The sequence below is a fragment of the Uliginosibacterium silvisoli genome (assembly GCF_036017035.1).
Lineage (GTDB): Bacteria > Pseudomonadota > Gammaproteobacteria > Burkholderiales > Rhodocyclaceae > Viridibacterium > Viridibacterium silvisoli.
In genome coordinates, this window is record NZ_JAYXHS010000002.1 from 437,772 (window position 1) to 462,133 (window position 24,362).

General features: G+C 61.1%; 21 protein-coding genes. 8 read left to right on the forward strand and 13 right to left on the reverse strand.

Features of this window, described 5'->3' with window-relative positions; all coding sequences use genetic code 11:
- Nucleotides 1–13: 13 nt before the first annotated feature.
- The 7 genes from tssG to VVD49_RS11665 form a co-directional block, all read right to left on the reverse strand.
- The gene (tssG, locus tag VVD49_RS11635; protein WP_327599345.1) at nt 14–1,198 is read right to left on the reverse strand and encodes a type VI secretion system baseplate subunit TssG; all 1,185 of its coding nucleotides are present in this window, start codon (nt 1,196–1,198) and stop codon (nt 14–16) included.
- Nucleotides 1,162–3,003: a type VI secretion system baseplate subunit TssF gene (gene tssF / locus VVD49_RS11640; protein ID WP_327599346.1), complete on the reverse strand. Its 1,842-nt coding sequence runs from the start codon at nt 3,001–3,003 to the stop codon at nt 1,162–1,164. Before tssF ends, tssG begins: the two co-directional genes overlap by 37 nt.
- On the reverse strand, nt 3,003–3,494 hold the full coding sequence (tssE, locus tag VVD49_RS11645; RefSeq protein WP_327599347.1) for a type VI secretion system baseplate subunit TssE: 492 nt from the start codon (nt 3,492–3,494) through the stop codon (nt 3,003–3,005). Before tssE ends, tssF begins: the two co-directional genes overlap by 1 nt.
- Before the next feature lie 144 nt (nt 3,495–3,638).
- Entirely contained in the window at nt 3,639–4,142 is a 504-nt protein-coding gene (locus VVD49_RS11650; protein ID WP_327599348.1) for an Hcp family type VI secretion system effector, read from the reverse strand.
- A 63-nt stretch (nt 4,143–4,205) separates the two neighbouring features.
- Nucleotides 4,206–5,693, reverse strand: a complete 1,488-nt coding sequence (tssC, locus tag VVD49_RS11655; RefSeq protein ID WP_327599349.1) for a type VI secretion system contractile sheath large subunit — start codon at nt 5,691–5,693, stop codon at nt 4,206–4,208.
- Between the two features lie 3 nt (nt 5,694–5,696).
- On the reverse strand, nt 5,697–6,203 hold the full coding sequence (gene tssB, locus VVD49_RS11660; protein WP_327599350.1) for a type VI secretion system contractile sheath small subunit: 507 nt from the start codon (nt 6,201–6,203) through the stop codon (nt 5,697–5,699).
- Between the two features lie 69 nt (nt 6,204–6,272).
- On the reverse strand, nt 6,273–6,809 hold the full coding sequence (locus tag VVD49_RS11665) for a tetratricopeptide repeat protein (RefSeq protein WP_327599351.1): 537 nt from the start codon (nt 6,807–6,809) through the stop codon (nt 6,273–6,275).
- 644 nt (nt 6,810–7,453) lie between these two features.
- On the opposite strand from VVD49_RS11665, the gene tssJ reads away from it, so the two are divergent.
- From tssJ to icmH, 3 genes are read left to right on the forward strand one after another with little or no spacing between them, the layout of a single operon-like run.
- Nucleotides 7,454–8,053: a type VI secretion system lipoprotein TssJ gene (gene tssJ / locus VVD49_RS11670; RefSeq protein WP_327599352.1), complete on the forward strand. Its 600-nt coding sequence runs from the start codon at nt 7,454–7,456 to the stop codon at nt 8,051–8,053.
- Nucleotides 8,054–8,080: 27 nt separating this feature from the next.
- A complete protein-coding gene (tssK, locus tag VVD49_RS11675) occupies nt 8,081–9,436 on the forward strand; it encodes a type VI secretion system baseplate subunit TssK (protein ID WP_327599353.1) in 1,356 nt (451 codons plus the stop codon).
- Complete coding sequence (gene icmH, locus VVD49_RS11680) at nt 9,433–10,206, forward strand: type IVB secretion system protein IcmH/DotU (RefSeq protein ID WP_327599354.1); 774 nt, start codon at nt 9,433–9,435, stop codon at nt 10,204–10,206. Before tssK ends, icmH begins: the two co-directional genes overlap by 4 nt.
- 120 nt (nt 10,207–10,326) lie before the next feature.
- On the opposite strand, the gene VVD49_RS11685 is transcribed toward icmH, so the two are convergent.
- Nucleotides 10,327–11,538 (reverse strand): hypothetical protein, encoded by a 1,212-nt coding sequence (locus VVD49_RS11685; RefSeq protein WP_327599355.1) that lies wholly within the window; start codon nt 11,536–11,538, stop codon nt 10,327–10,329.
- 339 nt (nt 11,539–11,877) lie between these two features.
- Between VVD49_RS11685 and VVD49_RS11690 the strand changes: the two genes are divergently transcribed.
- Nucleotides 11,878–12,486 carry a PEP-CTERM sorting domain-containing protein gene (locus tag VVD49_RS11690; RefSeq protein ID WP_327599356.1) on the forward strand — a complete coding sequence of 203 codons (609 nt, stop codon included), beginning with the start codon at nt 11,878–11,880 and terminating at the stop codon, nt 12,484–12,486.
- Between the two features lie 67 nt (nt 12,487–12,553).
- Here the strand turns inward: VVD49_RS11690 and VVD49_RS11695 are convergent, their stop codons facing one another.
- Together VVD49_RS11695 and VVD49_RS11700 are read right to left on the reverse strand one after the other, a co-directional pair.
- Entirely contained in the window at nt 12,554–15,964 is a 3,411-nt protein-coding gene (locus tag VVD49_RS11695; protein ID WP_327599357.1) for a transglutaminase family protein, read from the reverse strand.
- Nucleotides 15,965–16,279: 315 nt separating this feature from the next.
- Complete coding sequence (locus VVD49_RS11700; RefSeq protein ID WP_327599358.1) at nt 16,280–16,489, reverse strand: hypothetical protein; 210 nt, start codon at nt 16,487–16,489, stop codon at nt 16,280–16,282.
- On the opposite strand from VVD49_RS11700, the gene VVD49_RS11705 reads away from it, so the two are divergent.
- On the forward strand, nt 16,488–17,186 hold the full coding sequence (locus tag VVD49_RS11705) for a DUF4349 domain-containing protein (protein ID WP_327599359.1): 699 nt from the start codon (nt 16,488–16,490) through the stop codon (nt 17,184–17,186). The genes VVD49_RS11700 and VVD49_RS11705 overlap by 2 nt on opposite strands.
- Before the next feature lie 30 nt (nt 17,187–17,216).
- On the opposite strand, the gene VVD49_RS11710 is transcribed toward VVD49_RS11705, so the two are convergent.
- From VVD49_RS11710 to aroG, 3 genes are all read right to left on the reverse strand, one after another.
- Nucleotides 17,217–17,528 carry a putative quinol monooxygenase gene (locus VVD49_RS11710; protein WP_327599360.1) on the reverse strand — a complete coding sequence of 104 codons (312 nt, stop codon included), beginning with the start codon at nt 17,526–17,528 and terminating at the stop codon, nt 17,217–17,219.
- Nucleotides 17,529–17,599: 71 nt separating this feature from the next.
- Entirely contained in the window at nt 17,600–19,660 is a 2,061-nt protein-coding gene (pta, locus tag VVD49_RS11715; protein ID WP_327599361.1) for a phosphate acetyltransferase, read from the reverse strand.
- Nucleotides 19,661–19,930: 270 nt separating this feature from the next.
- Nucleotides 19,931–21,016: a 3-deoxy-7-phosphoheptulonate synthase AroG gene (gene aroG, locus VVD49_RS11720; RefSeq protein WP_327599362.1), complete on the reverse strand. Its 1,086-nt coding sequence runs from the start codon at nt 21,014–21,016 to the stop codon at nt 19,931–19,933.
- A 250-nt stretch (nt 21,017–21,266) separates the two neighbouring features.
- Here aroG and VVD49_RS11725 point away from each other — a divergent pair, with 250 nt between their 5' ends.
- From VVD49_RS11725 to VVD49_RS11735, 3 genes are read left to right on the forward strand one after another with little or no spacing between them, the layout of a single operon-like run.
- Nucleotides 21,267–21,968, forward strand: coding sequence for a paraquat-inducible protein A (locus VVD49_RS11725; RefSeq protein ID WP_327599363.1), 702 nt, complete (start codon nt 21,267–21,269; stop codon nt 21,966–21,968).
- Nucleotides 21,965–22,675, forward strand: a complete 711-nt coding sequence (locus VVD49_RS11730; RefSeq protein WP_327599364.1) for a paraquat-inducible protein A — start codon at nt 21,965–21,967, stop codon at nt 22,673–22,675. Before VVD49_RS11725 ends, VVD49_RS11730 begins: the two co-directional genes overlap by 4 nt.
- Nucleotides 22,668–24,359 (forward strand): PqiB family protein, encoded by a 1,692-nt coding sequence (locus tag VVD49_RS11735; RefSeq protein ID WP_327599365.1) that lies wholly within the window; start codon nt 22,668–22,670, stop codon nt 24,357–24,359. The genes VVD49_RS11730 and VVD49_RS11735 overlap by 8 nt, the downstream gene beginning before the upstream one ends.
- Nucleotides 24,360–24,362 lie beyond the last annotated feature (3 nt).

A 24,362-nucleotide genomic window follows, 5' to 3' on the forward strand; every position in this document is an offset into this window, starting at 1 on the left:
TCGGTTGTCGGCGTCAGGCTGCGCGTGCCAGCGGTATCGCCGGATCGGGCTCGAAGACAGTGGTGAAGCTTGCGGTGGGTCTCTCGTCGAACGCGTCCTGGTGCGTTACTTCGTAGACCACGTCATTGCGGTGCTCATGCGTCATGCGCGTCAGCATCCAGGTGTTGAAGCCAAGCCGTGCGTTGCCATGCTCGGAGTGCAACTGCGTCGGGCGCACATCTTCCTTGCGCAGGATGGGGCGCACGGTGCAATCCAGCGTGATGCCGGACAGCATGGCAAGCAGGCTGCCGATGGCTTGCGCCGCTTCGCCGCCGGGCAGGAAGCGTTCGAACTGTTCGCGGTTGAGCGGGCCGATGTCGAGCGCGAAGGATGTCTGTGTTTGCCACATGCGATCGCCGCAAGCCGTATCCACACCCAGCTCGATATTGCAGATGCCGAGGCAGGTGGTGTGCTCGGGCGGCAGCACGTGCCAGCGACCCATGAACTGGTGCAGCTTCACTGGCACGCGGAAGTAGTCGGCGACGATGCGCTCGATGAGATGCGCTGGTCGCGCGCTCTGGCGTAGTGCGCCAGCGTAGTAGGCCAGTGTCTCGGCGAGCAGCGTCTTCGATGTATCGCAGACGGCTTCCTGCACGCTCTCGCCACCAGCGCCGACGAGCGACAGCATCATTGGCAGGAAGCGCTCGCGACGATTGCGTTCGTAGCCGAAATAGAGACGATGCTTTTCCCACGCGCGGTAGAACAGTGCGACGGCGCGATTGGAGAAGATGTCGAGGAAGGCACGTGCCGCGCGATCGCGATTGACGATTTCGCGCGAGATGAGTTGTTCGGTGTAGGAGCGCGGCAGCGTGCCGTGATTGCCGGTCAGGCCGATGAAGGCCGGTGTCAGCGTGGCGCGTGTTATGTGCGTGCTCTCTGGCGCCTTCGCCTGCAGCGGCCAGGCGGCATCCTCTTCCACGCCATCCGGGTAGTCGAAGCGCAGCGTCTCGATTTCGCTTGGCGCAAACCCGATGTTCAGCGAGTTGCCGAAACGGATGTGCTCGCCGACCGGATCTTCATCCGCGCGATGGCCATCGTTCTTCTGCGTGCGGAAGTGCGCGACGAGCACGCGCACGGCCTGGAAGAATTCGAAACGATAGGGCGCCTCGCGCAGGCGCTCGATCACACCAGGATCTGGTCGCCGCTGCGGGGTAGGCATTTGATGATTTCCTCGCCGGTGTCGTGCGCGACGACGACCAGCTGGGTGAAGCTGTTGATGTGGACGTATAGACCGAAGAAGTGATCGAGCAGGCGCGCGAATTGTTCGACGCTGGTGCCGACGAAGTGCTGCGGATCGACGCTGACTTCGATCTCGATGCCCTTCACGAAACTCGGAAACGGATTGCCTGCCATGCGCGCCGTGACGACCTTGTGGCGGATGCCCATCAGGCCCTCGATCAGCTTGCGATTTACCGGCGAACGCGTGATGTCGTACAGCGCCATCGTCTCCTTCAGCGAAGACAGGCCCGCCTCGGTCAATGACAGATGATTCAGCGCGAGGTGCGAGATCAGGCGCCAGTGCGAGCCGTTGCGATCGATGCGCACGGTAGTGGTCGGTTTTCGCATCAGCGTGATGCTGCGGGCCAATGAACCGCCTTCCATGAACAGGTCGCCACCAGACATGCCAAAGGGAAGCTGCGAAGGCAGATCGCGGTTGGTGCAGGTCAGCTCGATGGATAGCGTTTCCGTTTTCTCGGCACGCGGATCGAAGTCCAGATCGACGACAGACATTTCATATTCGAAGCCAGGGCTCAGCTCGGCGACATGCTCATCGCGACGCAAATGCCAGAAGCGTCCCGTAGCTTCCAGCGCTTCGCCGTGACGCAGCGCGTAGTAGGGACGGTACTCAACCTGCTGTTCTCCACGCGTGGTCTTCTCGACTTTGCGCACGGACTCAACGGCGTACAGCTCGAAGGCATGGGCGCGACGCGCATCCGGCACGACGGGGTAACTCGACTTGGTATGCGTCAGGCGAATCGGCTCTGCGCTCTGGCGGAACAGATTGACGATGGGCGTGCAATGCGTGAGGAAGTTCGCCGGCCCGATGCGTTCAAGCAGGCGGCCATCGCGGCCCGCATCGCGTTGCGAACTGAGTACGAAATGCAGCGTCAATGATCGCGTTCCTGCAGGTAGCAGCGGACGCAGGCTGGCGAGATCGATATCGACGAAGTTGAATTTTTCGGGGAAGGCGAAGAACTCGGACAACAGGCGATACGCGAGATGCGAGCGTGCGTCGTACTCGAGCAGTTCCTCTTCGAGCTTGAAGCCGACCGGATGCGCGACGGGATGGTTCAGCGCGCGCCAGCGATGCTCGCCGGGAATCTCGATGGCAACGCCGAGGGCATGCGTCAGCATGGCTTCGCGCAATTGCGCGACTTGCGAGCTTTCGCCGTCGATGAACAGGCGAAGCTGATCGAGTTGTAACTCGTTGATCGTCTGTTGCTCGGAGGCGGATTCAAGACGCAAGCTGAGGACGGCACTCGCCCCGACGGGTGGCAGATAGCCGCGTGGTGGCGTGAAGGACTCTTCGAACCCCGCCGAGGCGACGCGCAACGGAGATAGCGCAACTTCGTACGCCGTGCGGAACTTGCAGGCGACGCCTTTGACCGGACGTGTGTTCAGCTGTGTGCCGCGTGGCACTGATGACACACCAGACAGTTGCGCGTCGGCGCCGCCCATGTCGAAGCGCGCAATCGAACATGCCGGCATTGGCCGCAGGTAGTGCGGGTAGAGCACGTCGATGAAGGAGGTGGTCAGCTCCGGAAAATCATCTTCTATCTTCTTCTGCACGCGCGCAGAGAGCAGGGCGAATGACTCGATCATGCGCTCGACATGCGGGTCTTCGCAGGAGTCACCGGAGATCAGCAGGCGCGAGGCAATCTTCGGGTACTTCGCAGCGAACTCGCGTGAGTGACGACGCAGGAAGGTCAGCTCGCGCTCGTAGTAGGGGAGCAGATCACGCATCAGCGAATGCCTGCCATGCCGCGCGATTTGGCGACGGAGTACTGCAGCGTATTGGGCTGCAGCAGCGCGTCGAAGGTGACGGGCTCGCTGGCGGGATTGACGTAGAGCACGGCATTGATGCCGAACTGCAGACAGCCTATGGCGCTGCGGTCTGCTTCGAGCCGCACTTCTACGTGACGCAGTCGCGGCTCGTGAAATGCGATGGTGCGCTCGAGCGTACGGCAGATCAGATCGCGGTCGGTGGGATTGGCGAGACTCAGCCCAACGAAGTCACCCATGCCGTAGCTGGCGACCGAATTGTGGGACTCGGGAAAGCGCTCGAACTGGGTGTCGAACATCGAGGCGCGCGTGTTGAGGAGCGACTCCAGGTCGCGCGCGACGGACTCCTTGAGTTCGTCGACATTCCAGCGACGCAGCGGGTTGGTTTCGGCCTCGCGGTGTGGCGCGTCATCGGAGAGTCTCTCGAAGAGCGTCGGTAAGAATCCCGCCATGGCCAGGTCGTTTCTAAGGAAGATTGAGTTGCGGTGAAGCGGGTGACAACGCATGTTGTCGAGTGCCGGGTGGCGATGCCGCAGAAGCGGGGGAACTCCTGCGGCATGCCGTATCGCGATCAGTAAGAGTTCGCGAACGTGGAATTACACGTCGTAAGTTGCCGTGTTCTTCGCGAGGCTCCACTTGGCCATCTTGTTGCCCTTGGTGCCGCCCTTGATGTCCTGAGCGGTGTAGGTCCACTGCACGGCAGCGTACGTCAGCGCAAAGCTCTCGGTGGGAATGCCGCCGTCGCCAACACTCGGCGTGACCGAGGAGATCAGCACGTGCTTGAGCTTGATCTCGAGGTACTTGACGCGCTTGTCGCCGTCGGCACGCATGAAGTCGATGGTGACTTCATCGAAGGTGTGACCAGCTGAGCAACCTTCCCACAGGCGTGGCGAGGTCAGGTCCATGTCCTTCACGAAGACCATGTCGCCATGTTCGCAACGCTCTGCAGTGTGGCCACCGGCGGTCGAAGCGGTTGCCGACTTCGGCTGGGCGATGGTGTGTGTCCAGGAGCCGACTTCGATCCACTCCTTGTGGTCGTTATCGCGGGACTCGCCCTTGATGTCGAACTTGCCCTTGAACTGAATGTAGATATCTTTCACTTACATCTCCCTTGCGGTGTGAGAAAAACGATTGGACGTGGGGTGTGGATTTCGAAGGCCGGTTTAGCCGCCCTTGGCCGACTGCGGCAACTCGGCAACCAGACGCAGCGATACGGAAAGCTCGTCGAGCTGGAAGTGCGGGCGCAGGAACGAGACCGCGCGATAGACGCCCGGACGTCCTGGCACTTCAGAGACCTGGATCGATGCTTCACGCAGCGGGAACTGGGCCTTGGCTTCCTGCGATGCGCCGTCATCGAGCAGCACGTACTGCGCAATCCAGTTATTGAGATAGGTCTCGACGTTGCCTGCCGAAGCAAAGCTGCCGATCTTGTCGCGCATCATTGCCTTGAGGTAATGGGCGATGCGCGACACGGCGAAGATGTACTGCAGTTGCGACGACAGCGATGAGTTGGCATTCGCAGCGTCGGTGTTGTACTTCCTGGCTTTCTGCGTGGATTGCGCACCGAAGAAGGCGGCGTAATCCGTCCCCTTGCAATGCACGAGGGGAATGAAACCCAGGTCCGAGAGTTCTTTCTCGCGGCGATCGGTGATGGCAATTTCCGTCGGGCACTTGAGTGCGACTTCGCCGTCATCCGTCTTGAAGGTATGCGTTGGCAGGTCTTCAACCAGACCGCCACCCTCGACGCCGCGAATCGCTGCGCACCAGCCGAACAGATCGAACGCGTCCGTCAGGCGTGCTGCGAATGCGTAGGAGGCGTTCACCCACAGGTACTTGCTGTGGTCGGTGCCGTCTACGTCCTCGACGTAATTGAAGCCTTCGGTCGGCGTGCCGTCCTTGGGGTGATAGGGCAGGCGACCGAGGAAGTGTGGCAGGGTCAGGCCGACGTAGCGTGAGTCTTCGCCTTCGCGGAAAGACTTCCACTTTGCATACTCGACCGTATCAAACACCTTGCCGAGATCCCGTGGCTTGCCCAGGTCGGTGAAGCTCTCCAGTCCGAACAGTTCGGGCGAGGAGCCGGCAATGAAAGGCGCGTGTGCAGCTGCAGCAACATGCGACATCTGGTCGATGAAGTACATGTCTTCGGGCTGGCGACCGATTTCGAAGTCACCGATCAGCGCACCGAAGGGTGAGCCGCCGAATGTGCCGAACTCTTCCTCGTAAACCTTCTTGAACAGCACGCTTTGGTCGAAATCGATGGCCGACTTGAAGTCCTTGACCAGATCCTTCTTTGCCGTGTTGAAGACCTTGATCTTCAGCGTGGAGCTGGTGGAGGTCTGCTTCGACAGATACTCCAGCCCGCGCCAGCTGCTTTCCAGCTTCTGGAATTCCGGTGCGTGCATGACGGCGGACAGTTGCTCGGAGATCAGGTGATCCAGTTCGGCAATGCGTGCATCGAGTGTCGCCGAGAGATTCTCGGAGATGACGACGGTGCCTTCCATCACCTGCGAGACGAGTTCGCCGATCAGGTCGCGTGCGCGGGTGTGCTCCGCGGCTGATTTGGCGACTTTGCTGTCCGCGACGATGCGATCCAGCAGGCTGGTTTCCTCCGCAGCTTCCGTGCGTTGGATGGTTGCGAATTCTGCGCTCATGTCTTATTCCTTCTTGCCGGCTTCCTGGCTCAGCGCGGCGAGTTGCTCGGTGCTGGTCAGGACTTGTTGCAGGATGTCGTCGAGCTTCTCGTTGCCGGCCAGCTTGCCGCGCAGATCTGCCAGTTTCGAGCGTGCATCGAGCAGCTGCTTCAATGGCTCGACTTGTTGCACGACGGATTCGGGGCGGAAGTCTTCCATGGCCTTGAACTTGAGTTCGATGCCAATCTCGCCGCCCTTGTCTGACAGCTTGTTCGGCACGCGGAATACCGCACGCGGTGCCATGCCTTCCATGACGTCGTCAAAGTTGTCGCCATCGATGCTGACGAACTTGCGGTCACGCAGGCGTGCTTGCTGCTCTTCCGGATTGCCGGAGAAATCCCCAAGGACACCGACCACGAAAGGCAGCTCCTTCTGTTCGATCGCGTCGCCAATCTCGACGTCATAAGACAGTTGAACGCGTGGCGGACGCACACGCTGGAGCTTCTTCTGGGTACTTTCGGACTTGGCCACGGTGGTTCTCCCTCTTGCAAAATCGAAATGTTGTTATCTGCGCTGACTCGCGCGCGCAGCGCTGAATGGCTACTTGAGTACGCTGAACGGGTTGGCATCGCCGCCTGCCGACGCTGGTGGCGTCGCAGCGGGTTTTGCCGGCGCAGGCTCGACCTTTCTCGAGCTGCGCGAACTCTGTGTCGGTGTGGCAGGCGCGGGGGTGGTAGCGGGCGGCCGCTTCACTGCTGCGCGAGGCTCTTCCGGCTGCGGAATCGGCACGAGCACGTCCTGCCCCAGCGTCTCGCGCAGCATGCGTGCGAGTTTCTCTGCCTCGGAGCGGGTGTTGCCACGTAGTGCCGAGTCTTCGCGCATATCGGTCAAGGCGCGTACAGCGACACGCAGGCTGGCAACCACGGCGATCGCCTTGGTTTCCTTGCGGGCAGGGTCGCGCTTCTGTGCTTCGTCTGCTGCGACGATTGCGGCCGGATAGTTCTCCGCGTCGAACTGAGTCTGTGCTGTCTTGACCCAAGGGTCGGCCGAAGCTGGGTTGGCCCGGGCTGCTGCAGAGAGTACGGCAAGCCCTTTTTCCTTCTGCCCCTGTTCGAGAAGCTGGGTGCCTTCCTGCATCAATTTCGCACTGTCGGGCAATTCATTGCCCGACGGCACGGAGCTGCATGCCGCCACCCACATGGCGACAAAAATTAATATCGCATTCTGCGACTGTTTTTTAATTGAATGAATCACAAATGCTTGCACCGACATATTTGATAAAAACAACAACTGCCAGCTATTTATGACTTATGAGTACGCTGGCAATCGAATTCGGTGGCGATCATAGCACTCGCATTAGTCGATGTAGATATGCTCCATTGGGCACATGCGTGTACAAAAACGATGTATCCGATCAGACTGTAGCGCTGTTGACGATGCTTGATGAGTGTTGGTGTGTAACCGTTTATCTTTGTTCAAGTTGTTGATGTATATGTATTTAATTTCACATCAAAACGCTTCTTGATATTTATTTACATCGAATTTTTTTTGAGTTGCCTAATAATCCTGTTTCGCGAGCGGTTTGATCTGGCCGATGAACGGTAAGGCCATCATAAAATCAGAATATGCTTTTAGGATAAAAGACGGGTTTTATTGAAAATGCTATTGTCGAGTTGACTTTTTTATTCGCCGTGAAGATGAACGATCCGGAGGCGAGTTTGTATTTTTGCCAGATTCTGTAATTCATACGATCGTTTGTATCGAGTCGAAATAATATAAAGATGAATATAAAATTCGCCATTGTTGTTGTTTCTGGTGTTTTTATTTCCGGCTGTGCGGCTACGGGTGCAATCCAGGTTGCGACTGCAGCGGCGTCGACGGCGCTCGAGATCGTTGGCCTCGTCAAACCTTCCGAGGCCAAGCCCGAAGCTCTCAAGGAAGTACCGCTGAATATCTTCGCGGGTGCGGGGCTGAACACGGATGCACAAGGGCGTTCGAATGCCGTTGTCGTGAAGCTCTATCGACTTCGCAACAACGCCAGCTTCCTGGGCACGTCTTACGAGACTCTGATGGATCCCGCGCGTGAGAAGGCGACGCTTGGACAGGACCTGCTCGATGTGCGCGAGGTGATGCTGGTGCCCGGACAGAAGCTGGAGTTCAAGGAGAAGCTGCCCGCTGACACCGCATTCCTTGCAGTGGCAGCACTGTTTCGTGCGCCAAGCACCGAGCGTTGGCGCTACACCTTCCCGGTGGATGCCGCCAATGCCAAGGGCGTCATCGTGGGCGTGCATGGCTGCGCGCTGACCGTGTCCCAGGGCAACGTGTCAGGCGCGAAGATCAATGATGTGAGTTCGCTGACAGGCGTGCGCTGTCAGCCCTGAGTCGTTTTTGATACTGGAAGTACTTACGTGAAAACTGTGCAGAAGCTCCTGTGGGGCGAGGGGCTCTTCCTGAAGCCTCAACATTTCCAGCAACAGGATCTCTATCACGAGCAACGTGTGGCGGCTGCCATGCGGGCGGCTCATCCCTATCTGTGGGGGGTGGTTGCGCAGCGCCTCGATCGGCGCGCTTTGGAGAACGGCGTGCTGCGTTTCTCGGAGCTGCAGGTGGTGTGGCCGGATGGCGACACGCTCGATGCGCCGGAGGTGGATGGATTGCCAGAGGCGCGCAATCTTGCCGACATTGACGTCCCCGCCGATGGGCTGGTTTTTCATCTGGCGCTGCCCTTCTTGCGCGAAGATGGTGGCAACTTCGGCGCGTCAGGTCGTAGCGCCGCTTCAGGTGCCTATACGCCGCGCTATGCGCAAGGTGGCGAGCCTGCGCCGGATCTCTACACGCAGGCGGTGAGCACCGAGCTGACAGTGCTGCGCAAGCAGGCACGGCTTCTTGCCGACCATGAACCGCGCGAGCAGTTCGTGTCGATTCCCATCGCGCGCGTGCGACGCACTGCGACGGGCGGTTTCGAGTTCGATGCGATGTTCATGCCGCCGGCACTGCGTATCGAAGCCTTGCCGACCTTGAGCATGCTCCTGCGCAATACGCTGGACATGTTGCAGGCCAAGTGCAATGCGCTTTACGGCCACCATCGCGAGCCATCTAAGCACGTCATCGAGTTCCGCTCGGGCGATGTGGCCTCCTTCTGGTTGCTGCACACGGCCAGTACGGCCTTTGCACAGCTGTCGCATTACTTCCATCATCCGCAGCTGCACCCGGAGCGCTTGTATCAAAGCCTGCTCGGACTCGCTGGTCAGCTACTCACTTTCTCGAAAGCCTACGCGCTGACAGACTTGCCGCCGTATGACCATCTCGAGCCGGGGCCTGCTTTCCTCGCGCTGGACAAGATCATCCGCGAGCTGATCAACACGGTGATTTCCGCACGCTTCGTTACGATCAACCTTAGCGAGACCAAGCCCGGTCATTTCCATGGCCGCCTGGAGTCGGAGAAATTGTCCGGCGCTTCGCTGTATCTCGCCGTGGGCGCCGACATGCCGCCGGCGGAACTGGTAGATGCCGTGCCGATGCGACTCAAGCTTGGCTCACCTGACGATGTCGAAAAACTCGTCCTGTCTGCCATGCCTGGCGTGAAGTTGATGGCGGCGCCGCAAGTGCCTGCGTCGATCCCAGTACGGCCCGGCAGCTATTACTTCTCAATCGAACCGCACGGCCCGATCTTCGATCGCATGCTGCAGGCACAGAGCATCGCGATCTACGTGCCTTCCGGTTTCAAGGAACTCAAACTCGAACTCATGGCGGTGATTGAATGAGCTTGTCTGCCCCAACACTTTTTGCCAACGCGCCGGCGCAAGCCCGCCCAGAAGGCGTGACTCGCGCATCGCGTAGCCTTGCCGACCTGATGCACGACGGCTTTTACCTGCTGTTCCTGCTGAACAACCGCTGTGCCCCGATCGAGGTCGACTCCTTTCGCGAACGCATCAAGCGCTTCCTCGATGATTTCGAGAAAGAGGCGCGGCGTAGCAACGCCTCGACGGACGATATCTATGTTGCCAAGTACGCTTTCTGCGCGGCGGTCGATGAGGCGGTGCTGGGTTCAGGCTTCAGCATTCGCGATGCATGGGAGCGTCAGCCCTTGCAGCTCACCCTGTTCGGCGAGCAGCTGGCGGGGGAGCAGTTTTTCGTGAAGCTCGAAGAGCTGCGTGCGCAAGGCGCGCGTCGCGTGCAGGCGCTGGAGGTGTTCCATCATTGCCTGCTGCATGGTTTTCGCGGCAAGTACATGCTGGAAGGGCCGGAGAAGCTCAACTATCTCGTTGCGCGCGTGGGCGACGAGGTCGCGCATCACAAGGGCAAGCGTGCAGCCTTTGCGCCGCACTGGGCGATCCCTGACCGCGTCAAGCATGCGCTGCGCAACGAGGTGCCGATGTGGGTGATCGCCAGCGTCATGGCCTTGATGGGCGTGCTTGGTTTCATCGGCTTGCGTGCCTATCTTGATCACGAAACCGGCCAGACGCTTGGCGCCTATCAGCAGGTCGTCAAACTCGCACCACGCATGGCGAATGTGACGATCACCTTGCCCTGAGCGGAGAGGTTCCAAGAGACCCTTGGAGGTCCCAAGAAGTCGCTGCATCCGGTTTCCGGGGCAGCGATTTTTTTCGCCTCTCGTACGCGCCCGTCTGAGCCTGCAGCACGAATGTCCCGCTCATGGGGCTTGTAGCAAGGTGTTGAGCCGCGTTGCCACTGATGCGCTGACGAGGATGCTGCGATGCGTCTCGTCGAAGGCTTCTACGCGTTGCGCTCCAGATAGTGCGCGCCTGTCGCGCAGGCTGCTGAGCGGGATCGAGCCATCACTGTCATCCAGGAAGAGAGGCCAGCCGCTGCGTTGTCCGTAGAGCAGGCTGTGTTCAACGTGCGGTGGTAGTGGTTTTTCATAGAGCTCCGCGATGAATTTCCCGTCCGGCACGAGGTCTTCCCACGCGGGTACGATGACCGGCGAATGACGCAGGCCGAAGGCGGAAATCGGTTCGCCGCCCCAAGGCGTTGCAATCGAGATGAAGCGTGTGAGCCATGGCATGGGTGCTGACTCTACAAGCATGTGTCGAACCAGCAGTCCTCCTGCGCTGTGTGCCACCACGTACAGTCGGTCGAAATCGTATTGACGCTGCAGGCTGGCCAGCTTGCGCGCCAGCAACGGCGCCGTGATGCGTGCCGGCACCCCGGATGGGTAGTAGTAGAACCAGGGCTGGAAGCGTTTGCGATCCAGCTGATCGATCAGGTAACGCCAGTCCTGCGGATCTCCGCGCGCGCCATAAACGAACAGTACCGGGATGCGTGCCGGGTCGAAGACCTGCAGCGCATGCACATTGCTGCCCATCTCGCGCAGGAATGCCGCGCCGTTCCAGTAGCCCATGGCGAGTGCGTAGTCGTGACCGTAGCGCGGGTCTTCGAGCACGGCATGTGCGCCGGCCAGCGTGTCTTGTCTGGCGTGAAGCGTGCTGACTGCCGGGTGCTCCTCGGGAGGCGCATCTTCCAGGCGCAGCACCAGATCCATACGCCATTCGCCCACGCTCAATGTGAGGCCCTCCTGGCGCGCGGCGGGCTCATCGGGAGTGGCGCGTCCGTCGTTGTTCAGATCCGCGAAAGCGAGGAGTTGATAGCGGCCCGCGGGAAGGAATAGTTCGAACTCGCCTGCCTCTCTTAGCAGCACGTCGTGTGCAAGCACAGGCGCTGCCGTGTCACTACTTACTGCTGCGACACGTAGTGGCGTATTCCGTGGCAGAGGCTGCGACGGGACGACGCGGCCACCGAGCACGGCCAGCTTCAGGGGCTCCGCAAGTTGCTCGCGCAGACCATGCAGGCTGCATCCGGTCAGCATTCCCGCGAGTGCCACCAGCACGCTGGCAATCCGGATCATCTCTACGTACCTCCTGATGCCGTTATGACTATGAGCCAGGTTGATGTGTTCAGGTTTCGCGGTGGGAGACGCGCAGCCATGCAGCATCAGCCTCCTGTATCTGACGAGAGTCATCAATGGATCTTCCGGGGCGCGGGTCGTGCGGGTGGGGGCAAGTCCCGGGGGATTCGTCATGTCGCCCGCCGAAGGCGGAAGCCTGAGGTTCGAGATTCGCGCCGCGTGACAAAGTTCCTGCGGCGCGCATGTTCCGGGACATGGCCAGGCTTGGTCCTTGTTAGCATTCAGGCATCACGCGTGTATCTGCGTGCCCCCCAACCAACCCAACCTCAGGGAAGAATAATGAAAATAAAGAAACTCGCAGCGAGCGCAATTTTTGGCCTCTTCATGGTCGGCATCGCGCACGCGACGCCCATCGTTTACACGAGCCGGGCTGCATGGCTTGCGAACACTTCTGCCGTGACGACCGCTGACTTCAATGCGGGGAGTGACCAGGCTTATCGCGGTTCATCGTATGACAGCTCGGGCATCCACTTCACGACGAATGGCACTATCTATTCCGTCTACGGAATCAGTTACGACGCTGCCTACCATTCAAGCGGTTACCTTGACATGGAGGGCTCCACCCACGGAATGTCGTTTGGCTCAGCTATCAACGCGCTGAGTTTCGACTTCGGTGCGTTCTATGACAATGCCGTGAATCTGAGCATTACGCTGAGCAACGGGCTGAGCTTTGCGCTCACCTCGCCATCTTCCTCGTATGGCTTCTTCGGTATTACGAGCGATACTGCATTCACCAGCCTGTCCATCACGACGAACAATTCCTTCACGGCCTTCGACAACGTTTCCTACGGCACGGCAGCGGTACCTGAGCCGGCTACTCTCGCATTGGCAGGTCTGGGCGTTGCAGGCGTCGCGATGTCACGTCGTCGCAAACGCGTTGCTGCATAGATGTTGATGTCTGATTGAAAAGAAAATGCCCGCGCAAGCGGGCATTTTCTTTTGTGGCGAATGCAGCCTACCTGCGCAAATCCAGCGTGAACGGGAAGTTCGGATTGAGCGCTTCCTTGCTCGCCGTGATCTTGCCCGGCGTGTGGCCCATCGCGGCATACCTTGCGAGTCGACGCCCTTCTGCCTCGTACGCATTGATCGGGTATGTCTCGAAATTCCGACCCCCCGGGTGAGCAACGTAATAGGTGCAGCCGCCCATCGAGCGGTCCATCCATGTGTCGACGAGATCGAACACCAGCGGGCTATGCATGCCGATGGTAGGGTGCAGGGCCGACGGTGGCGCCCACGCCTTGTAGCGTACTGCGCCGACGAACTCTCCGATATTTCCCGTGCCCGCCAGCGGTACCGAACGACCGTTGCAAGTGAGCACATAGCGGTTGGATGCCAGGCCACTGACATGCACCTGCAAGCGCTCGACCGAGGCGTCGACATAGCGCACGGTGCCGCCTGAGGAACCTTCTTCACCCATGACGTGCCAGGGCTCGAGGGCCATGCGCAGCTCGATCTTCGCGCCTTGCGAAGAAAAGCTGCCGTACTTGGGGAAGCGGAATTCGAGGTGTGGCGCGAACCACTCTGCCTTGAAGTCGTAGCCGAATTCCTGCAACTCGGTCATGACGTCGTTGAAGTCCTTGTCGATGAAATAGGGCAGCATGAAGCGGTCATGCAGCTCCGTGTTCCAGCGTGTCAGGCGTTCCGGCGCATACGGCTTCTGCCAGAAGCGTGCGATCAGGCCGCGCAGTAGCAGTTGCTGCGCGAGGCTCATCTCCGCATGCGGCGGCATTTCGAAGGCGCGCAATTCGAGCAGGCCAAGGCGACCGGTCGGGCCGTCAGGCGAGAACAGCTTGTCGATGCAGAACTCGCTGCGATGGGTATTGCCGCTGGAGTCGATCAGCAGATTGCGCAGGATGCGGTCGATCAGCCACGGCGGGCTGTAGTTGCCCGGCGCAGGAATCTGCTGGAAGGCAATCTCCATCTCATACACGGAGTCGTTGCGCGCCTCATCGATGCGCGGCGCCTGCGAGGTCGGGCCGACAAACAGGCCGGAGAACAGGTAGGACAGTGACGGGTGGTTGTGCCAGTACGAGATCAGGCTGCGCAGCAAGTCCGGACGACGCAAGAAGGGAGAGTCGTTGACGGTGGCGCCGCCCAGAACAAAGTGATTGCCGCCGCCGGTGCCGGTGTGGCGCCCATCAAGCATGAATTTCTCGGACGTCAGTCGTGTGAGGTGAGCCTGTTCGTAGAGGTGCTTGGTGCGATCGACCATTTGCTCCCATGACGAGGATGGCAGGACGTTGACTTCCAGCACGCCAGGGTCGGGCGTGATGCGGAAGCTCTCCAGGCGCGTGTCGCGCGGTGGCTCGTAGCCCTCGATGATGACCGGGGCACCAAGACGTTCCGCGACAGACTCCACTGCAGCGACAAGCTCGAGGTAATCCTCGAGTTGCTGCATCGGCGGCATGAAGATGTACAAGCGACCCTTGCGTGCTTCCACGCACATGGCGGTGCGCGTAATCCACGATGCGGACTCGTTGGGTGCCGGCACGCGGTCGAAGGTCGAGAGCGAAGTGGTCGCCTTGCTGTTGAGCGCAGGGGCAGTGCCATCCAGCGCGGCGATGGCGGCGCTGGCTGCGGCTGCTGCGTCGGCTTTCAGGCGATCTGTCTCGACCGCGCCGGGCACCTGGAACTGTTGGCGAATGACAGCGTAGAGTGGCAGCGGCGCTTGCGGCGCGCTCTGATCGATGGCGTGGATATAGGGATACTCACCCTTGCTCACCCAGGGCATGGAGTCGAGCGGCAGGCGGTAGCCCATGGGCGAATCGCCCGGCACGAGGTAGCAGCGCTCGGCGCGCAGAAACCATGGGCCGGAGGTCCAGCGCGGGGCACCTGTCATGCGGTTCAGCGCGGGTGCGATGGGCAGGATGTGGCCAACGGTCTTGTCCAGCCCCTGCTCGAAAATCTTGCGCAGACGCTTCCGCTCCATTTCGTCGTCAAGCTTTGCATCGAAGGGGTCGACGTTGGTGGGGAGCTTGCGCTCGCGCCACAGGTAGTACCAGGTGTCCTCGAAGGCCGGGAACACGTACTTGGCATCTACCCCGAGGGTGTCCGCAATCTCGGCGAGAAAGCGCGCGGACAGTGCCGGGTCGGCACCGTAATCCTTGTGCTCATCCGCGATCATTTCCGGGTTATGCCAGACGGGTTCGCCGTCCTTGCGCCAGAAGCAGGTCAGCGACCAGCGCGGCAGCTGCTCGCCCGGATACCACTTGCCCTGGCCATAGTGCAGCAGGCCTTGCGGGGCGTACTTGGGTTTGAGGCGATGCAGCAGCTCTGCGCCAAGCAGGCGCTTGGTGTTCTTCTCGGGCGGCGAATCCGCCGCGGTGTTCCACTCGTCACCGTCGCGATCGTCGACCGACACGAAGGTCGGCTCGCCACCCATCGTGAGACGCACGTCGTTGTTGTCCAGATCGGCGTCGATGGTGTGGCCGAGCGCTTCGATGGCAGCCCATTGCTCGGGCGTGTAAGGCTTGGTGACGCGTGGGGCTTCCCACACGCGTTCGACTTTCATGATGTGCTCGAACTCGCACTCGGCCTCGTCGCTGAAGCCGAATACTGGTGCAGCAGAAGAGGGCTCCGGCGTGCATGCAAGGGGGATGTGGCCTTCGCCGGCAAACAGCCCGGAGGTCGGGTCCAGGCCGACCCAACCCGCGCCCGGCAGATAGACCTCGCACCATGCATGCAGGTCGGTGAAGTCGACTTCGGTGCCGCTCGGGCCGTCGAGGGATTTCACGTCCGGCGTGAGCTGGATCAGGTAGCCAGAGACGAAGCGTGCGGCAAGGCCGAGATGCCGCAGCAGTTGTACGAGCAACCAGCTTGAATCGCGGCATGAGCCGGAGAGCTTGGTCAGCGTCTCCTCCGGCGTCTGCACACCGGGCTCCATGCGGATCAGGTAGCTGATGTTGTTCTGCAGCTGCTGGATGATGGAGACAAGAAAGTCGACCGTCGGTGTCGCCGTCACATTGATGCCGCTCAGGCATTTGGCGAAGCGCGGCGTCGCGGGCAGCTTTGCCAGATAAGGCATCAGATCGTGCTTGAGTTCCGGTTCGTACTGGAACGGGAATTTCTCGGCAGAGGGCTCGAGGAAGAAGTCGAATGGATTGATGACAGACAGTTCTGCAACGAGGTCGATCTCGACCTTCAGCTCGCGTGTCTTCTCGGGGAAGACGAGTCGCGCCATGTAATTGCTCTGCGGGTCTTGCTGCCAGTTGAGGAAATGCTCCCCCGGAGTGATGCGCTGTGAGTATGCAAGGATGGGCGTACGGCAGTGTGGAGCTGGACGCAGACGCACGATGTGTGGGCTCAGGCCCACCATGCGGTCATAGCGGTAGTGGGTGACGTGGGTCAGTTTGACGTGGATCGACACGTGATTCTCCGCTGGAAATGTATGGCTTTAGCCTTAAAGCAAGATGCGTGCGCTCGGCGCATGCACCAATCGGGGCGGGAGTCCTGCCTCGAAGCACCGGATTAAGGCCTGAAAGGTGTTGCAAGGGTATTGCGATGCACCATGGCGGCGCCAGTGTTTTCGCAAGTGAAGGCTGGATAGTGCGAAGTCTGCTGCATCAAGGTGCCACCGATGCAGATGAGGCCGCGGATTTTTTCTGGCCGTTTAACCCCGTCATGGCTGCTGGTTCGTTTACGTGTGACGGCGCAGTCGTGACGTGCGCCGCGATGATTGAATTCAATCCGGGTTGCTACAAGCGCCCGACCTATCGGAGACCTGCATGAAATCTGTATCGAGAAGTCTGGCCATGGCGGTAGTGATGTTGCTGTGTGCCTGTAGCGCCAGGGAGGACGTTTCCACGATGCCTGCCAACGCTGCGGCGGAAGCCGCACCGGCAGCGTCACCGGCGCCTGCGATGGCGTCTCGGGATGCCGCGGGAGGCGGCATGAGCAAGCTCGCGCAGGCTCCGGCGCAGCGCTTCATCGCGCTCAGTCATCAGCTGACGGTCGAGACGGAGAGCGCAGTGTTGCAGAGGGTTTTCGAGGACACGATACGGCGCTGCGAGGCTGCCGGGTGCGAGGTGCTGAGTTCAAGCTTGTCCCATGGCGATGCGTACGCACCGCCATCGGCCAACCTGTCGGCGCGTATTCCTCCGGAGGCGCTGAATGGTTTCCTTGGCGGGCTGGACAATGGCGGCAAGGTGATCCAGCACCAGCGCCAGGCGGAGGACAAGACAGGGGAGGTGGTGGATGCGGAAGCGCGCATCGCGAATCTGACAGAGTTGCGCGACCGCTTGCGCGCCATGCTGGCGAGCCGGCCCGGCGGTATCAAGGATGTGCTGGAAGTGGAACGCGAGCTGGCCGAGACGCAATCAAAGCTCGACCGCATGCGCGGTCTGCGCAAGGCGCTGGCGAACCAGACGGAGAAGGTCGCGGTGAACATCCAGTTCCAGGCGCGGCCTTCCATCGCCGAGCAAAGCTTCTTCGCGCCAGTCGTATCTGCATGGCATCAGGCCGGGCGCGTACTGATGAGCAGCATCGGCGGTGTGATCACCTTCATTGCCGCAGTGTTGCCATGGTTGCTCATAGCCGTTCCCTGCGTGTGGCTGCTGCGCACCCTGTGGCGCAGGAGGAAGGCAAGGTGATGAGCTGACGCTGCTTAAGCCAGTGCCGGGCTAGGCTCTCCTCGCAAACTGCGCAGCAAGTAGCGGCTCATAGTAGGCGCCGGTCGGCGGGCCGGCGAGCAGCAACATGGCCTCGCTCAGCAATTCGGGCGGTATGTTCTTCAGTGAGGCACGGTGTTCTTCCACCGAGTTCCACTTTTCGACGACAACAAAGGCGCTGGGGTTCTGCTGGTTTCGCAGCAATTCGCAGGACTGGCAGCCCGCCATTTTTTCCACCAGCGGCACGATGGTTTTGAGGAAAGCATGCAACTTTTCCGCCATGCCGGCACGGGCTTCGAAGTTGCTGATACGGGTCACGCTCATGAAACTCATCTCTCCGCGCTGATTCGATTGACCATTACGATACCAGCGCGGAAACGGTTTGAGCCTGCTACTTATTTCGTTTTTTTCTCCGTGTCGTCCATCTTCGCCTGGATCGCCGTCAGCGCAATCGTGAACACGATGTCGTCCACCAGCGCGCCGCGCGACAGGTCATTCACCGGCTTGCGCAGGCCCTGCAACATGGGGCCGACGCTCACCACGTTGGCACTGCGTTGCACTGCCTTGTAGGTGGTGTTACCCGTGTTGAGGTCGGGGAAGACGAAGACGGTTGCCTGACCGGCGACAGCACTGTTCGGTGCCTTGCTCTTGCCGACTTCCTTGACCGATGCCGCATCGTATTGCAGCGGACCGTCGATGACGAGGTCGGCGCGTTTGCCGAGAGCGATGTCCTTGGCGTCGCGCACGCGTTCGACATCCTCACCGGCACCCGACACGCCGGTGCTGTAGCTGATCATTGCCACCTTGGGGTCGATGCCGAATGCTCGTGCGCTGTCAGCGCTCTGGATGGCGATGTCCGCCAGTTGCTCGGCGGTGGGGTTCGGGTTGATCGCACAGTCGCCATACACCAGCACCTGGTCGGGCATCAGCATGAAGAATACCGACGACACGATGGACGAGCCCGGTGCTGTCTTGATCAGTTGCAGGGCAGGGCGCACGGTGTTGGCCGTGGTGTGCACGGCGCCTGACACGAGGCCGTCCACCTTGCCGGTGGCCAGCATCATGGTGCCGAGCACGACGGTATCGACCAGTTGCTCGAGTGCCTGACCCGGCGTGAGGCCCTTGCTCTTGCGCAGCTCGACCATGGCATCCACGTAGTCCGCGCGCACCGTGTCGGGATCGACGATCTCCAGCGTCTCCGGCAGGGTAACGCCCTGCGCTGCAGCGACGCTCTCGATCACTTCGCGTTTGCCCAGCAGCACGCAATCGGCAATGCCCTTTTCTTCACAGATGATGGCGGCGCGAATCGTGCGCGGCTCGTCGCCTTCCGGCAGCACGATGCGCTTCTTTGCCGCGCGTGCTTGCTGGATCAGGCGATAGCGGAAGGCTGGCGGCGACATATGGGTGGACGCCGGCACGCGCACACCTGTCATCAGGGCCTGGGTATTGAGTTGTTCGGCAATCGAATCGAGCACGGCTTCCATGCGCGCGGTGTCGTCTTCCGGCACCGCGGTCGGGAAGCGGCTGATCACGCTGGCCGTGCCGAAACTGTCGCGCGGTGTGCGCAGGATGGGCAGGCCGCTGCCGAAGGCATGCTCGGCAAGCTTGCGGATGCGCGGGTCGATGACGCTGGAATGGGTGAGCACAAGGGCGGCGAGCTGGATGCCACCACTGGCCGCCAGAGCGGTTGCCAGCATGATGTCTTCGCGATCGCCTGAGCTGATGATGAGAGCGCCGGGCTTGAGGCGATTCACCACCTCCGGGGCCGAGCGGCCGGCGACGACGATGTCGAGCACGCGCCGTTGCGCGATTTCGCCCGCTACAACAATCTCGGCTTCGAGGTGGCGCGCCATGTCCAGCGTGCGCGGTGCCAGCAGTGCCGGGTCGAAGCGCACCACGCCCCACAGCGGCAAATCGCCCAGCGCAGTCTGCGCGGCGCCGGCCTTGAAGTCGGTGGGGGCCTTGTTGATGATCACCCCGGCGACGCTGCATCCCTCATTGCGGAACTGGCCTGCCGTGAGCAGCACTTCGGCAATGGCGGTGTCGCCCTCGGCGCTGGTGACCAGAATCATCTCCGCATGCATGCTGCGCACGATGTCGACGTTCAGGTGCGAGGGGAAGCTGTTGCTCTTGTCCGTATGCAGGCCTTCGACGACCAGCACGTCGGCATCATGCGCGGCGCTCATGCACAGGCTGACGATTTCTTCGAGCAACTCGTCGGTACCGCCCGCGGCGATCTTGGCGACGACGCGCGACGGCGCCAGGGCTGGCGGGCTTTCGATATTGCAGATCGTCCGCACGAAATGCGCCGACAGCTCGGTCTTCGAATCATCCTGTGCAATCGGTTTGCAGAAACCCACGCGCAGGCCTTCGCGTTGCAGGGCGCGGATGACGCCGAGAGAAATCGATGTCAGGCCGACGTCCTGGCGGGTAGGGGCAACGAAGAATGTTTGCATGTGCGTCTTCACGGATGAGTTGGCTGGGGGGCGCCTTGCCGGCGCGATCAGATCTGTCGTGATGTTAGACTTTTGCGGTGCAGCAGGGGAATCCGTCCAGACGGATTGTTTGATTTTAGGCAAGTCCGTCAATTCGGGAGAAATGTTTCACCGCTGACGTTTCGTCGCACTTGCCGCGCGCGGGCCTCAAAAGGGGCATCAAAGATTTCGTCCATATGACAAGGCCCGCATGAGCGGGCCTTGTTGTTTCATTGCTTGTTGCGGATGCGCTTACTCGCTGGCAGCAACCCGGGCGCGGCGCTGGCGTACGCCTTCGGCCAGCATGTCGAGCAGGCCGACCGTTGCGTCCCAGCCGATACAGGCGTCGGTGATGCTTTTGCCATACTCGAGCGGCTTGCCCGGCAGCAGATCCTGACGGCCTTCGACGAGATGCGATTCGCACATGATGCCCATGATGCGTTCTTCGCCCGCGGCGAGTTGCCCGGCGATGTCCTTGCCGACCTCGATCTGCAGCGCGTACTGCTTGCGGCTGTTGCCGTGGGAGAAGTCGACCACCAGCTTGGCAGGCACGCCGGCTGCTGCAAGCTTGCGGCAGGCGTCGTCGATGCTGGCTGCGTCGTAGTTGGGCTCCTTGCCGCCGCGCAGGATGATGTGGCAGTCCTCATTGCCGGCGGTGGACACGATGGCCGAATGGCCAGCCTTGGTCACCGACAGGAAGTGGTGCGGCGCCTGGGCGGCCTTGATGGCGTCGATGGCGATGCGTACGTCGCCTTCGGTGCCGTTCTTGAAGCCGACCGGGCAGGACAGGCCGGATGCGAGCTGGCGGTGCACCTGGCTTTCCGTCGTGCGCGCACCGATGGCGCCCCAGGCGATCAGGTCGCCGATGTATTGCGGCGTGATCATGTCGAGGAACTCGGTGCCGGCAGGCAGGCCCAATTCGTTGATGTCGCGCAGCAGCTTGCGCGCCAGACGCAGACCTTCGTTGATCTGGAAGCTGTCGTCCATGTAAGGGTCGTTGATCAGGCCTTTCCAGCCGACCGTGGTGCGGGGCTTCTCGAAATACACACGCATCACGACGAGCAGGTCATGTTGCAGGCGATCGGCCTGCTCCTTGAGCTTGTGGGCGTACTCCATGGCGGCGGCCGTGTCATGGATCGAGCAGGGCCCGATGACGACGAGCAGGCGGTCATCCGCGCCGTGCAGGATGCGGTGGATGGCGCTGCGGGCGGCAAAGGTCACATCGGCGGTGTGCTGGCTGGCAGGAAACTCTTCCATCACCTGTGCGGGCGAGGCGAGTTCCTTGATTTCCCGGATGCGTACATCGTCGATGTGGGTCTGTGTCTGGGTGGTGGGCATTATTGATTCCTGCAAAGCGCAATCGAAGTAATGGTGTGGGTGAAGTGCGGATGGAAAGGGAGAGCGGGGGAGGCATGGCCGCGAATCAGCTCGATTCTAGCCGAAAGCGTCGCTTCTCCCCGCTCTCGAATGCCCCTGCTGGCTGCATGGAATGCGCATGGTCGCTGCGGCGGCGCGCTGTTCGCCCGTGCAGAGCTTGGTGCCCGTGGTGATGTCGTGCTTCAATGAATTTCGTCGTGGGGAGTGATGCGTGGATCGAGGCGAACGAGATAAAAACAGTGGCGATGTGCCCGCGCGGCTGCGCACGATTGTCTGTCACGAATGCGATCTGTTGCAGCATGCGGAGGCCGTGCCGCGCGGTGGTAGCCTGCACTGCCAGCGCTGTGACGCCGCCTTGCTGCGCTGGGTAGCGCACGGTCTCGACCGACCGGTGGCGCTGGCGCTGACGGCGGTGGTCAGTTTCCTTCTCGGCAATATCTTCCCCGTCATGACATTGGAGTTCCAGGCGCAGCGCATGGACGCCACCATGCTGGCCTCCATCTGGCAGCTGCATGCGCAGGGGGAGACGGTGGTCGGGCTGCTGGTGCTGGTCACTGCCGTACTGGCGCCCGCTCTTCTGACGGGGCTGCTGCTGTGGCTGCTGCTACCGCTGCGCTTCGGTTTTCGTGCACCGGGCTTCGCACCGCTGTTCCGCGTGTTGATGGCCGTATCCAGTTGGGCCATGGTCGAGGTACTGATGCTTGGCGTGGTGGTGTCGCTGGTCAAGCTGGGTCATATGGCAACCGCCTCGGCGGGGATCGGCTTGTGGGCCTATGGTGCCACCATGCTGTTATTGACCTTGCTGAGTTCGAGCCTGCAGGGTGACGTGATCTGGTCTCATCATGAACGGGCCATGCGGAATCGACATGCACAGGAGACTGCGGATGGCGGCGTTGCACAGGTGACGCCATGAAGCACGCAGCCGATAGCCCTGCTGCCCTCGCGGCGCATTTTCCTGCCGGATCGGCTGCCCGATCGGGCCTGACGGGCTGCCATGCCTGCGGCCAGATCGTGCGTCTGGGTATTGAGGCGCGTGCCCAGTGCCCGCGTTGCGGCTCCTCCGTGCATTTGCGCAAGCCAAACAGCCTGTCACGCTGCTGGGCATTCCTTATCGCCGCAATGGTGCTGTATGTACCGGCGAACGTCCTGCCCATCATGATCACCACCTCGTTCGGCGACACACAGTCGAATACGATCCTGAGCGGCATCATCGTGCTGTGGAACTCCGGCTCATGGGATCTGGCGCTCATCGTCTTCATCGCGAGCATGGTCGTGCCCTTGGGCAAGCTTCTTGCACTGGTGGTTTTGCTTTTCAGCGTGCAGCGCCATCCGCTGGGGAATCTGCGGCAGCTGTCACGTCTGTATCGGCTGGTCGAAATGGTTGGCAAATGGTCGATGCTGGATGTATATGTGGTCACCCTGCTGGCGACCGTGGTGCGGTTCGATGCATTCATGTCGGTGCATGCGGGCAGCGGAGCGCTGGCGTTCGGCGGGGTGGTGGTGCTGACCATGCTGGCAGCGCAGGCGTTTGATCCACGCCTCTTGTGGGACGCAGCGCACGACGACGAAGCGCAAGGAACGGCCCGATTGAAAACCAGGGAAGAGAAGAACAATGCCTGACACCCCGGAGCCCGCAGATCAGGATCTGCCCGAGGATTTACCCGCTGCGAAGGCCGTCCCCCGGCGCCGCTGGCAACTGCCATTGGTATGGCTGGTGCCTGGCGTCGCAATTCTGGTCGGCATCTGGCTGGCGATACAGGCCTTCACCGGCCAGGGACCTACAGTGACGATCGTCTTCCAGAGCGGAGAGGGGATCGAGGCCAACAAGACGCGCATCAAGTATAAGGATGTGGATGTTGGCGAGGTCAGGAAGGTCGAGATTTCCGCAGACACCAAATCGGTCATCGTGACGGCGGCGCTGAACAAACAGGCGCGTGATTTCGCCGTTGAGGACACGCGTTTCTGGGTGGTCAAGCCGCGCATAGCGGCGGGCAGTGTGAGCGGCCTGGGAACTTTGCTTTCCGGTGCTTACATCGGTGTTGACGCAGGCAAATCCACCAGCTCCCGCAGTGAGTTCGTTGGCCTTGAAGTGCCGCCCATCCTGACCGAAGGTGCGCCCGGCAAACGCTTCACGCTGCACGCGGCCACGTTGGGCTCCCTCGACTATGGCTCGCCGGTGTACTTCCGCAAACTGCCTGTTGGCCAGGTCGTTGCCTATGACCTCGACAAGGATGGCAATGCGACCACGGTGAGTATTTTCGTGCGCGCGCCATACGACGAATTCGTGACCACCAATTCACGCTTCTGGGCGACCAGTGGCCTCGACTTCACGGTCGATGCCAATGGCTTGCGCTTCAATACCGAGTCGCTCGCCACGCTGGTATTGGGCGGGCTGGCATTCGGTGCGCCCGCCGGGCAGCCGAAGGCGGCACCTGCTGCACCGGGTTGGCAGTTCCCGCTGTATGACAGCGAAGCTGTGGCCATGAGCGATCACGACACCACGATCGAGTACTACCGTCTGGTGTTTCACCAATCCGTGCACGGCTTGACCGTAGGGGCGCCCGTCGAGTTTCGCGGGCTGCTGTTCGGCGAGGTGTCGGCCATCGGCATCCATTACGACGAACGCACGCACAGGGCTGACGTTCCGGTCGACATCAAGGTGTATCCGGAGCGCTTGCGCAAGTACAGCAAGACCTTGCCTGCGCCGGGCTCGGCCAGCCCCGAGATCGTGCGTGGCATGATCGAAGGGGGTATGCGCGGCCAGTTGCGCACGGCCAACCTGCTGACCGGGCAACTTTATGTCGCGCTCGACTTCTTCCCCAACGCGCCAGGCGTGGCTCCCCAGGCGCCGGGCAAATTGCGTCGCAAGGGTGAGAAAAGCACGCCGGTCGAGGTTGCTGGTGATTTGCAGGAAATTCCCACCGTGGATGGCAGCCTGAACGAGCTGGAGGCCAGCCTCGCCAATATCGCGCGCAAGCTCGACAAGATCCCGTTCGACGAGATCGGCAAGGACTTGCACACGGCCATTCGCTCGCTCGATGCCACGCTCAAGAATGCCGACGGCCTGATGCGCACGCTCAATCAGGAAGTTGCGCCCGAGTTCAAACGGGCAGTGCAGGAGGCACGCGAGACGGTGTCACGTGCCGAGCGCTTGCTGCAGCAGGACTCTCCGCTGCAGGTTGAAATGCGTGACACCTTGCGTGAGGTCGGACGTTCGGCACAGTCGCTGCGCACATTGACTGATTATCTCGACCGACATCCTGAAGCGCTGATTCGCGGCAGGACGCCAGAGGACAAACCATGAGGA